Here is a 12,382-nt window from a genome sequence, read left to right on the forward strand (position 1 = left end):
CGCAAGTCCTCCTGGACATGCCGCCTGATCTCACGACGGATTTGATCACCTGCTTCGATGACGCCCACGCGCCGTTACTGCGTGCCGCCGAGTTGGCCAATCCGTTTTATGACAAGTCCTGGGGTGGGCGGTGTGATGCCGATGGCGCACCTCGTCCGACCTGACGCAGACGCAACAGGGCCTCCATCGACGGCCGCACCTCCCGTGACGTGGCATGCCTTCGGTTGCGACGTGCCTGCTGGCTTCTGAGCGACCTCATGGGTCCAGCCGCAAACGACCAGTCGGACAGTGGGCGTCCGAGCCGCGACGCCCATCGGAGCGGCGGTGACGCCGATGCCGGACGGGACCGGATCGGCATCGGGCCGCGGGAACACCTGGCCACAAACCGCAAGCGCACGCCACATCCGCACAGTGGTTCTGGAGAACTCGACCTGTCTATTGACCCTATTACACTATGTGTAATAGTATACAAATACACATCTACACATGGACGCGAACGCTGACGCTATGGAGGTCGAATTCTCAGACCCTGCGCTGCAACGGTTGGAATCGGACCCGGCGTTCACGGCCGGATTCGACGCGCAATCGTCAAGGTCTATCGCAAGCGGATGCAGTTGATTCGCGCTGCGGTCGATGAACGCACGTTCTACGCGATGACCTCGTTGCACTACAAGAAATTGCAGGGCGATCGCGACGGACAGCGGTCCATGCGTCTCAATGATCAGTGGCGACTGATTCTGACATTGAAGACAGACGAAACAGGCAAGGTCGTCGTGATCATCGCGATCGAGGATTACCACTGAATGCGCCAGGAGATGAACATGTACAAGGCCGCAGAGACGTTTGCAGGCGACCCTGAGGATGAACTGGAAGCCCGCCATTATGGACCCAGTCCGAGTTGGCCCGAAATCATAGATGTCCGGTTCAGTTGGTGAACGAGATCATCGCTGGCAAGAAGGCGGTGACGCCGGAAACGCCGTGCAGTTGGGTGATGCACTGGGCACCGGCCCCACGCAGCCAAGAAAACGCAGGCGGAAATCCAGCCGACCATGCAGCAGCTCGCGTGGTTGTTTCGGGCACGACAACTCGCGTCGCAATTGGTGGTCAGGCCCTACCAGGCCACGGCAATGCGGCAGGCGTTGCCGCGCCTGTCGGCATTGCGATCGGCCCCCGAGGAGACCCGCCACGTAGCGAGCATCATGGCCGAGTGCGGCATTCGCTTCGTCGTCATTGAGCCGATCCCGGGCAGCAAGATTGACGGTGCGTGCTTCTGGCTGCCCAACGATCAGCCGGTCATCGCGTTGTCGTTGCGACTCGACCGCATCGACAACTTCTGGTTCGTATTGCGGCACGAGATTGAGCACGTCTTGCAGCAGCACGGCCGCGATCGCGCCTTCATCCTGGACCAGGACATGGACGCCGCAGCATCGGAGCAGATGTTGGATGAAGAACTCGTGGCCAACCGCGCGGCGGCCGAATTCTGCGTGCCCGAGAGCGAGATCTCGGATTTCATGGCACGCGTCGGTTGCCGTTCCCGAACACCAGGAAGGGTGTTGTTCGCAAATCGCATCCACGTCCATCCCGGGCTCGCTGCAGGCCAGCTGCAGCGGCGGCTCGGGCGGTATGACCTCTATCGCAAGCACCTGGTGAAAGTGCGTTCCTTCGTCACTGCGTCCGCTCTGGCCGATGGCTGGGGCCATGTTCATTCGAATTAGGAGTCCGCAATGTCTGCCTATTCAGATTCTGTCCGTGACTACGTTGAGCGGTACCAGGCCGAAACCGGCTCGACCGGGCCCATCGATCCGCACGCGATCGCGGCTTGGGCGCTTCATCGCGGACTTCACAAACCCAACGCCAAGACGCTCATCGACCTCATCGCCAAGGACATCGCGCAGGTCTTTCGCGAGGAGTATCGCGTCGATCGATTCGGCCGGCGCTATCGTGCGATGCACGCGGCGACCACCAAAGTGGGCAATCGCACGCTCGCGTTGTGGGGCGACATGGACGATCCGAACACGCCGCATCAGCACTTCGCGACGTCGTTCGCCCAGCGGCGCAACCAGGTCGTCGGAGACTGCGTGCAGTTGAAAACGGATGTGGATGTCTACAACGACCGGCGGCGGCCTGCGCAGCCGATTCAGATGCCGTTGGACTTTACGCTCGACGTCGAAGAGCTCCTCGGGCACCGGGCGAAGGCGGCTTAGCGTTGCGTTTGGACTGCCCTCAGGGCTGTTGATATCAGGACGCGAAAATTCTGGCGCTCCGGACTCAGCACGAAGATTGAGACATTTCGCAGGACGATTTCCGGGAATTGCACGGTCGCAGGAGCTGAGACCACGACCCATCATGCTGTACCGCAGCGGCCGTGCGAATTCTCGCCGGCTGCCAACTCGGTAAATCCCATCTTCCCCAAGGAGTGCCCGTATGGCAGCGAAGTTTGTCTTGAAGCGTTCGGTCGATGGTCAGTTCGTTTTCCGGCTTCAGGCCGCCAACGGCGAGACCATTTTGCGTAGCGAAACCTATGCGCAGAAAGCAGGTGCCCAAGGCGGAATCGATTCGGTGCGCGTCAATGCGCCCCTCGATCATCGCTATGAGCGGAAGTCAGCATCCCACGGGCAATGGATGTTCAATCTGAAGTCCAGCAACGGACAGGTCATCGGAACGAGCGAGACCTATACCTCGCAAGCGGCCCGTGAGGGCGGCATTCAATCGGTCAAGCTCAACGCACCGACCGCGCCGGTGGACGACCAGACTTGATCTAGAGGGACGGCCGGGAATCGTCAGAAAAACAGCCGTTCACCCGTAACCTCCTGACCTGAAGCGTATTTTTGCTCCGAGTTGTCGCGCACCTCTGCACCCTCATGACGGACACCCGTTATGCGGCTGCCTGAAGCGGAATCTTTCGGGCAATCGCCGCCCCATACTCCATTCGCGTGTGCTTTCTCGCCAGGTCCATCGTGTACGTGCCGTGTCTGTTGATATGCATTCGTCGGTACGGTGAGGTCGCCCTGAGCATCTCTGGCGTGATGTGCTCCCCTTCCTCGATCAGTTCAGCCACGATGCGCGTCATCTGGTCGACGTTGTAGAGAATGACCAGGTTCGCTACGAGCTGGCTGTACTTCATGATCTTCTGAAGCTCATGCTGCATGTTCTCGGTGATCGCCGACTCACCGCCGAAAAAGCACCATTTGACGAAGCCGTTGTACTGCTCGCTCTTGTTCGTTTCCGTGTGAATCGTCTTGCGCAGCGCGGGGTCGTCGATCACGTCGAGCAGGAACAGTGTGCGGATCACCTTTCCGAGCTCATAGACGGCTTCGTACAGCTTGTTCTTCTGGCTATAGGTGCCGAGCCGTCGAAGAATCGTTGACGGGCTGATGAGGCCGAGTTTCAGAGAGACGGCCACTCGCAGAATGTCGTTGTAGTGCTTCTTGATGAGGTCCCAATTGATGACGCTTTGTTTGGCCGGGCCCTGCTTCTCGAACAGCTGGCCGATGTTCTTGTACTTCGTCTTCTTGTCCGGTGCGTACAGCACGAGCTTGCCGATGTGACGGATCCGGGGCATCAACTGGACACCGATGATGTAGCTCAGCGCGAACGCGGGCACGGTTTGCGCCTGTGTGTCGCCATGCAGTCGCGTCGGCTGAATATCCGACTCGTTCTCGTACAGCACGTCGAAGATGTAGATTGATTCGTGGCTGCTGCAAGTGATGAATCGCGACAGCAACGCGATGTACTTGTTCGAGACGTGGTAGTACCCGATGCCACCGAACCCGCCATAACGAATGTGGTACTCGGACGTGATGTTCTGTTCGCCCAAGGTCCACTTCGTGCCGTCAGCGGACGCGGCTTTGCCGTCGCCCCAATACGTCGGCAGCGCAAATTTCTCGAAGGCGTTAATGGTCTCTTTGATTGCGCGGTTCAACGCCTGCTCATCCACCCACTTGATGTTCAACCAGGCGATCTGCTTCCTGCTGAAGTTGCGCAACGACCGTGACGTCTGCGTGGGACCGAGGTTGCATCCGTAGCACAGCAGCAGCGCCACCACCCGTTCAAAATGATCCTTGACCTGGCTGTGGGTGCCCGACAGTGGCCTGAACTTGTGGTGCAGCTTCAACCACCGCATGGTGTCGATCAAGACGTCCACGATCGTCACTGGAACCAGTCGTTCGCTGATGAGCTGGTCCAGGCGTTCGACCTCAGCTGGTGTTGGCGGCGCAACATATCTCGTCAACACGAGTCGGTCGTCGACCAGTCTGGCGCTCGCGTTTTCGGGGAACCGTTCATCGACGTCGAGCGAGCGCTTTGTCAGTTTCTCCTTCAAGACGCGGACCGTCTCCTCGCCATCGGCCGAGATGCCTGTCGCTTCCGCGTAGGCGTCTTTCTCGGCCGCAAACGTGACGTCGTCCGCGAGTTCCAGTCGGAAATCGCCATGCCGAGCGCTGTCTGGCACGCACAAGTCACCGCTCTTCAATTCCCGCTTGACCGCGCACAGCACTGCCAGCTCGAGAAATCGGCGATGCACCTGCACGCCGTCGCTCTTTGTCTGCACGACGACGTGTTTGCGCCAGAGTTTGTCGAGCCACACAAGGTCGCGCTCGATCGATAGATCGGATCGCCCCAGATCGATGAATTCGGAGCGCTGGTGGCGTTGCTCGAGCACGAGATCGACGAGCTTGGCCAGCGTCGTGTCCTCGCTGGTCGATTTCAACTGCATAATTTCGAGACAGTTGAGCAGGATCGGTCGCTGTGGCGCGTACAACGGCCGCATGAACGGTACAAAGTTTCTGCCGGCGTAGGCCAGGTGGGCCTGACACCGTTCTTTCCAAGTTTCCGGATCGTTCTCGATGGAGTCGCCCATGGCATCGAGGCGCTGATCGGCGGTGCCATCGATCGTGTATGCGTCCAACATGTCGTAAAAATGCTGCGCGAGTTCGTCGTACTGCTCGCTCTGTTCGATCCGGTGGGCGATCAGTTTTTCATTCGCGCCGTTCTCCAGATTTTGGACTAATTTTCCGAATACGTCCGCCGCATCGTCGAGCGCTTTGGCTCGCTGCGCGACGATGAAAATAGCGGCGAGCGCATATTTCTGCGTATGCGCTCTCAACTCGCTGGCATCGAGCGACTGGGCGTAGCTTCGGAAGAATCGCATTTTCGACTGCGGCATTTTGATCTTGGGCAGCAGATCCGCAATGTCTTTCAGCTCTGCAAGATGATGCAGGTAGGCGCGAACGGCCTTGTTCGTTGGACGGCGCGGATCGCGTTTCAGTCCTTGCCAGGCCGTCGTGTTGCCGTCGACGACGACGAGCAAGCGGTCGATGCGTGTCATGGCTTGCGCACTCATCGCGTTGGCGATCTCGCTCAGATAGCCGTCGTGGACCTCCTCTCGGATCTGGCTCGCGATGTCATCGATCGTCGAGAATCCAGGGAGTTCGTACCGATGCAGGACGAGCGTTTCGCACATGGCATCGATCAGCTCAGGCACAAGGTGCTTCGTCTGACAGAGAGCAATCGCCTGTTCGCGCAGCCATGCCCGAGCGGGCCGCGTTGACAGCTTCACGTTGAGATATCGGCGAATGTCGGCCAAGTGCTCGCGCTTAGAGCCGGACGTGTCGTACTGGTCGATCTGCTTGCGCGGAATCTTGCGCGTGTAGCCTGCGCGCCCCGCGATGTAGGCGAGGATCGTGTCGGGGATGTCCTTGATCGAGATGAAGTGTCCGAGTCGCTGAAACAGCTTCAAATGTAGCAAGACGCCCAACCGCGCAGTCGAGCGTTTGGCGACGTGTTCGACGAACTCGAGTTCTTTGCGGGTCGGCGCATACACCCGCTCCATTTCCTGAGGCGTCAGGTCGGCATTGATGCGCGGGTAGGACGTCTCATGTACGAGGGTCACCGGTCGTCAGTCCCAGGATCGTCCCGTGGTCGAGTCGCAAATCGACGCCTCGAGCGCACAGCGGTGGTTGTCGGCAATTCGATGGAGTTCGTCGAGTATTTCGGCGATACATTCGTCCAGCCATTCATCGTCCTGGCCTGCCGCCTCGAGCCAGAACGCATAACGGCTGCGATCTTCGTCCAGGCAGGTCGCTTGATAGCGCGCCAGACACACCTCTTCGATATGGCGGCGCGCCCCTTTCAGACCGGCGGTGCGTCCACGGTACGGGATGAGCACCATGTGCAGTTCGAAGTGCATTCGAACCGGCGCAGGTTTCGGGATCGGCGCCGATGCGGGTGATGAGATTGGCAACGTCGCAGCGATGCCCGATTCGAGCCGGCGCGCGGAAAATGCGTCATTCGCATCGATGTATCGCATCGCCGAATTCACGTCACGCCAGCCGACGTACGCCATCAGCGTCTTCACGTCCCACCCGTTTGCATTGGCCCAGCCTGCGAGTCCGCGCCGCAACGAGTGGCCGCTGAATCGGGATGCGTCTGGCATGCCACCCTGTTCGAGGATCTGGCGCAGCAGCCTGATCAGACTGTTCGGGTGCAAACCCGATTCGCCCACTTGTCCCCAACGGGTGATGCCACGGAAGACTGGCCCTTCGGTCAGACCCGAGATCTGCAGCCAGTCGCGCATCGCTTCCACCGGGCACAAGCGCGACAAGGCCGGTACCGGAAAGGTCGTCCCCTCGTTTTCCCGGTCGCCCTTCGAACTCGGCAGGTGGACCGTCATGCCGACGCCTGGCTGCTGGGTCACATACTGTACCTCGAGGCGCACTAACTCGTCGCCGCGGAACGCTCGCCAGAATCCGAGCAGCAACAGCGCGAGATCGCGCGTGAGTCGGCGCTCGTCTCCGACGTCTCCTGCCGCTCGCGCCTGGGCGCGCTGCTCGGTCAAGGCGACAACGACACAGGCCAGTTCCTCGATTTGAAGCGGCGCAGCCTGCTGTTCGCGGGCGCCGTGGACGGCACGCACGCCCCGCATCGTCCGACGGACCAGGTCGTGGCGCGTCGGATCCTGAAAGCCGTGTTCGGCATGCCACCGGCCGAGCGCGGCGAGACGCTGCCGAAGCGTATTGTTTGAGAACTTCGCGGCGTGGTCGGCGACATAACGTGCAACGGCGTCGGAACTCGCGGGCAGATGACCGCCCCATTCCTCTTCGAAATGTCGCGTGGCTGACGCGTAAGTGCGACGCGTGTTCTCGCGTGTAGCGGCCTGCAAATATCGTTCGAGATTCGATGAGGTCATCGTGACTCGCGTGGCGACAACGGGATGCCGCCAAGCGCAGGTCTTTGAACGAGCATGCGAATCCTCATGGAGGAAATTCTGCTCGCAAAGTGCGAGACCATCAAGACGAATAATTTCTATTTGAGAGAAATCCGCCTCCGCGTGTCCAGGCTGGGACGGGGAGGTTTTGGGACACATGGCCACGTATGCGCGGCCGTGCAGGCAAAAGTCGTTCACAACGGTGGCCCCTGCCGTCGCGCGGAATGAAGGCTTTCAAGTATTCCTGCGTAGAAACTGGACGCCAGTGTCGCCGCGACGCAGGTCGGCAATGGGCACCAGACGCTCGCTGCCATTTGCGCGCACCAGTGCTACCTGCGGCACGGACCCGATCAGGGACTTGATCGAGGCGCGCGCGCGATCGGTGTTCAGCCCGGCGATGAATTCCGCAAACAGGATGATCACCATCAGTACCGCACCTGCCACCGTCTCACCGCCGAACACCGCGACCAAGGTCGCGATGGTGACGAAGATCTCGGTGCCGATTTTGCGTTCTCGAACGAGGTCGAGCAGCCCCGTCTTGACCAGTGGATAGAGCCCGATCGCTACAGCAGCCCACAACACAGGCAAGGACACCCACTGACGCCAATACAGCAGCGCAATGACCCCAGTCAGCACGATCCGGATCACTTCAATCCAGCGATCGCGCGTCATCAAGAGCAACAGTGCGTCCACGGGGCCCATCCGGGGCGTGGGTGTCGCAGCAGCAGTGTTTGTCACGGTGTGCACTCCGATCAGCTCTCGCGGATTTCCTGCAGCGTTTCACTGTTGCGATGGAGCAAGCGATACAGCGCCGGCAGCACCAGCAACGTCAACAAAGTCGACGACACGATGCCGCCGATGACGACGGTCGCCAGAGGTCGTTGCACCTCGGCACCCGCTCCGACATTGAACGCCATGGGCACGAAGCCGAGCGAGGCCACGAGCGCCGTCATCAGCACCGGGCGCAGGCGGGTCAGTGCGCCGTCACGAATCGCATCGTCGAGCCATTCGCCGTCTTCGCGCAGCTTGCGGATGAACGAGATCATCACGACGCCATTCAATACCGCGACACCGGACAACGCGATGAATCCGACGCCCGCCGAGATCGAGAACGGAATGTCACGCAGCCACAAAGCCAGCACGCCGCCGGTCAGCGCGAGCGGCACGCCACTGAATACCGTGATCGCATCGCGCACCGAGCCGAAGGCCATGAACAGCAATGCGAAGATCAGGATCAGCGCGACCGGTACGACGATCTGGAGACGCTCGCTCGCAGAGATCAACTGCTCGAAGGTACCGCCGTATTCGATCCAGTAGCCCTCGGGCAGTTCGACGTTTGCGCCGAGTTGCTCGCGCAACGCGGCCACAAATCCGCCGAGATCTCGACCGCGCACGTTGGCGGTGACGACGACACGGCGCTTGCCGTTTTCGCGGCTGACCTGATTCGGGCCGGGCGCGATTTCGAGGCTGGCGACTTCACCTAGAGGCACGTATCCCGCAGCGTCGTCACCCGCATTGCCGGGACGCAGGCTGGTGCGCCGCGATTCGACGCCTGAATCAGGCAACGGAATCGGCAATTCATCGAGGCGACCAATGTCGGTACGGATGCTTTCCGGCAGACGCACGACGATGTCGAAGCGGCGATCTCCTTCGAATAGCTGACCACTGGAGGCACCGCCGAGGGCGATCGACACGGTGTCCTGGACGTCGTTGATGGTCAGACCGAACTTGGCCAGCGCCGCACGATCCGGCGTGATCGTCAGCACCGGTAGTCCTGTAACTTGTTCGAGTTTCACATCGGCCGCACCGGGCACCTGTCCGGCGACGCGCTCAACCGCGTCGCCGATTTCCATCAGTTGTTCGAGGTCATCGCCATAGACCTTGATCGCAACGTCGGCACGCACACCCGCGATCAACTCGTTCATGCGCATCTGCACCGGTTGCGTGAACTCGTAGTTGTTACCGGGAATGGTCCAGACTGCGGCCTCGAGTTCCCGGATCAGCTCAGCCTTCGGCTTGCGCGGATTGGGCCACTCGGATCGATCTTTCATCATGATAAAGGTGTCGGCGACCGAGGGCGGCATCGGATCGGTGGCGACCTCGGCGGTACCGATCTTGCCGACGATCTTGTCCACTTCCGGGAACTGTTTGATGCGCGCTTCCAGCACTGACTGCATGCCGATCGCCTGATCGAGTCCAGTGCCCGGAATACGCAGCGCATGCAGGGCAATGTCACCTTCATCGAGGCTCGGGATGAATTCCGAGCCCAGTCGCGTGGCGAGCAACGCGCTGCCGACGACCAACAGCGCCGCCGCACTGACGACCGCGATGCGCCAGGACATGGCCGTTTCGAGGAGTGGCTTGTACCAGTTCTTGGCGATGACGATCACGCGGTTGTCGTGCTCCGCGACGCGGCCGCTGACGAACAACGCGACAGCCGCTGGCACAAAGGTCAGCGACAGCAGCATCGCCGCGCTGAGCGCGATGACCACGGTGAATGCCATCGGATGGAACATCTTTCCTTCGACACCGGTGAGCGCAAAGATCGGCAGATACACCGCGGTGATGATGAACAGGCCAAACAGACTCGGCTTGATCACTTCCGTCGTGGCTTCCGCCGCGAGTTCGAAGCGTTCTTCGCGACTGAGCAGCCGGCCGTGGCGATGCTGTGCTTCGCCAAATCGGCGCAGGCAGTTCTCGACAATGATCACGGCGCCATCGACGATCAGACCGAAGTCGAGCGCCCCGAGACTCATCAGGTTTCCGGAGATCCGGTTCTCGACCATGCCGGTGATTGTCATCAGCATCGTCAACGGAATCACTGCGGCCGTAATCAGCGCCGCTCGCAGGTTACCGAGCAACAGGAACAGGATCGCGATGACCAGCAAGGCGCCTTCGAACAGGTTTTTCTGCACGGTGGCGATGGTGCGATCGACCAGGTTCGTACGGTCGTAGACGGCTTTCGCGTTGACGCCCTCAGGGAGCCCGGCGTTGACTTCCAGGAGCCGTGCAGCGGAGCGACGGGCGACGGCGCGGCTGTTCTCGCCGACGAGCATGAACACGGTGCCGAGTACGACTTCGCGGCCGTTTTCGGTCGCGGCGCCTGTTCGCAACTCTTCGCCTTCACCGACCTGGGCGACCTCGCGCAAGCGCACAGGCACGCCCTCGCGATGCGCGACGACGATGTCGTGCAGTTCCTCGACCGCGCCAATTTGTCCCGGCACGCGAATCAGGTATTGCTCACCGCTACGTTCGATATAGCCGGCGCCCGCGTTGGCATTGCTGCGCGCAACCGCGTCCATCACATCGCGCAGGCCGAGGCCAAAAGCAATCGGTCGGGCTGGATCGGGCGTGATGTGGATCTGACGGACGTGGCCGCCGATCGTGTTCACTTCGGTGACGCCTTCCAGATGCCGCAACTGGGGCCGGATCACCCAGTCCTGCAGCGTGCGCAGATCGGTCGGTGTCCACGGCGTGCCATCGGCTTTCAGCGCGCCCGGTTCGGACTCGACGGTGTACATGAAGATTTCGCCGAGACCCGTTGCGATTGGCCCGAGCGTCGGGTCGACACCCGGTGGCAACTGGCTTTTCGCCTGCTGCAGCCGTTCCGCGACTTGCTGACGTGCAAAATAGATATCGGTGCCGTCGTCGAATACGGCGGTCACTTGCGACAGCCCGTAGCGCGAAATCGAGCGCGTGTAGTCGAGCTTGGCCAGCCCGGCGAGTGCCGTTTCGATCGGATAGGTCAGGCGCTGTTCGGCTTCGAGCGGCGAATAACCTGGTGCCTCTGAGTTGATCTGTACCTGCACGTTGGTGATGTCGGGAACGGCATCGATCGGCAGGCGCGCATAGTTGTGGACGCCAAGCGCAGCCAGTGCGCTGGCAAGGACGAGGACGAGCCAGCGATGGTTGATCGCCGCCCGGATGATTCGTTCGAGCATGGTCTGATCCTCAGTGGTCGTGACTGGCGCCGGACTTTTCAATGTCGGCCTTGATCAGGAAGCTCTGCTCGACGACGTAGTCGGTCCCTGGTGCGATGCCGCCCAACACCTCGACGCGTTCGTCGTCGCGCTCACCGAGTTCGAGCATGCGTACTTCATAGGTCTGCTCGACACGTGCAAACACGACCGTGAAGTCGCGGAACCGTTGCAGCGCCGGCAACCGGACGGCCACCGGCACCTCGCGTGCGCTGACGGTGACCTTGGCGCCTACCGCCATGCCCGGGCGCCATTGGCCGTCGGGATTCGGCAGCAACGCGCGTGCGACCACGCTCTGACTGGCGCTGCTTGCGAGCGGCAGCACACGCTGCACGCTGGTGACCACTGCATCACCACCCTGGGTCGTGTCGATGCGCACTGGCAGACCAGCGCGCAGTCGCGCGGCATCGTCGCCGAACGCGTGCAGTTCAAGCCACAACACCGAGAGATCGGCAATCTCGAACAACGGTTCGTTGCCGGCGACATCGCCGACATTCGTGTGTCGGGCCAACACGACGCCTGCGATCGGTGCGCTCACCGCGTATGTCCCCAGGGTGTCGCTGTTCTCGACGATCGCCAGCGTTTGCCCGACGCGCACGTTGTCGCCGATGTTGACTTGCACCTTTTGCACCGGTCCCGGAAAGCGCGCACGCACTTCCGCGTAGCGATCGCCATTGAGCGCAACGCGACCTTTCAAGGACAGATCGTCGCGGATCACCGCAGGCCCGGCCTGTTCGATGGTCACGCCGGCGGTCTCTGCGATCGCGGCAGGAATGATGGTCCGCCCTTCGTATGATTCGTACGACCATCGGTAGTCACGCCCGCGATGACTGCTGCTGACCGCGACATCGAATGAGTGAGGCTCCACGACTGTGCCGCTGCCCGCAAGGTGATCGCCCTCGGCCACGAAGCTGAAGGCATCGCGGATCCCGCCGAGTCGGCCCAGCACGATCGATGCCTTGAGCTCACTGGGCGGCAGCGGTTTGTCGTCGAGATACGCGTAAAGCCGGAACTGCGGCGGCACCCCGGTCTCGAAGATCGTGACCTCGAGTGCAAAGTTGTCCTTGCGCAGCATGCGGCCACGGTGCGGGCCACGTTCGAATTCAGCCGCGACGGGGCATGCGCGCCCTCAGTTTCTGTGGGTTTCGGCGTCGAGTCGCCGCACGCAGCGAGGACACTGATCAGGCCGAGCGTCATCAAC

7 protein-coding genes and 2 pseudogenes are annotated in these 12,382 nt (G+C 61.2%); 4 read left to right on the top strand and 5 right to left on the bottom strand.

The genetic code is table 11. The features are described from left to right. Positions 1-507 precede the first annotated feature (507 nt). The 4 genes and pseudogenes from IPG63_18070 to IPG63_18085 all read left to right on the top strand — a co-directional run bounded on the left by IPG63_18070 (position 508) and on the right by IPG63_18085 (position 2,757). Positions 508-803 (top strand): annotated as a pseudogene (locus IPG63_18070) (type II toxin-antitoxin system RelE/ParE family toxin). A 246-nt stretch (positions 804-1,049) separates the two neighbouring features. Then, positions 1,050-1,715 carry an ImmA/IrrE family metallo-endopeptidase gene (locus tag IPG63_18075; protein MBK6729079.1) on the top strand — a complete coding sequence of 222 codons (666 nt, stop codon included), beginning with the start codon at positions 1,050-1,052 and terminating at the stop codon, positions 1,713-1,715. A gap of 9 nt (positions 1,716-1,724) precedes the next feature. After that, positions 1,725-2,204, top strand: coding sequence for a hypothetical protein (locus tag IPG63_18080; protein ID MBK6729080.1), 480 nt, complete (start codon positions 1,725-1,727; stop codon positions 2,202-2,204). A gap of 220 nt (positions 2,205-2,424) precedes the next feature. After that, on the top strand, positions 2,425-2,757 hold the full coding sequence (locus IPG63_18085; GenBank protein MBK6729081.1) for a YegP family protein: 333 nt from the start codon (positions 2,425-2,427) through the stop codon (positions 2,755-2,757). 118 nt (positions 2,758-2,875) lie between these two features. Here IPG63_18085 and IPG63_18090 read toward each other — a convergent pair whose 3' ends face one another. From IPG63_18090 to IPG63_18110, 5 genes and pseudogenes are all read right to left on the bottom strand, one after another. After that, entirely contained in the window at positions 2,876-5,890 is a 3,015-nt protein-coding gene (locus IPG63_18090; protein ID MBK6729082.1) for a Tn3 family transposase, read from the bottom strand. Positions 5,891-5,896: 6 nt separating this feature from the next. Beyond that, a complete protein-coding gene (locus IPG63_18095) occupies positions 5,897-7,186 on the bottom strand; it encodes a tyrosine-type recombinase/integrase (GenBank protein ID MBK6729083.1) in 1,290 nt (429 codons plus the stop codon). A 252-nt stretch (positions 7,187-7,438) separates the two neighbouring features. After that, positions 7,439-7,897 carry a hypothetical protein gene (locus IPG63_18100; GenBank protein MBK6729084.1) on the bottom strand — a complete coding sequence of 153 codons (459 nt, stop codon included), beginning with the start codon at positions 7,895-7,897 and terminating at the stop codon, positions 7,439-7,441. A 59-nt stretch (positions 7,898-7,956) separates the two neighbouring features. Then, entirely contained in the window at positions 7,957-11,145 is a 3,189-nt protein-coding gene (locus tag IPG63_18105; protein MBK6729085.1) for a CusA/CzcA family heavy metal efflux RND transporter, read from the bottom strand. A gap of 10 nt (positions 11,146-11,155) precedes the next feature. After that, positions 11,156-12,378, bottom strand: a pseudogene (locus IPG63_18110) (efflux RND transporter periplasmic adaptor subunit). Positions 12,379-12,382 lie beyond the last annotated feature (4 nt).

This window comes from Lysobacterales bacterium (assembly GCA_016703225.1).
GTDB lineage: Bacteria > Pseudomonadota > Gammaproteobacteria > Xanthomonadales > Ahniellaceae > JADKHK01.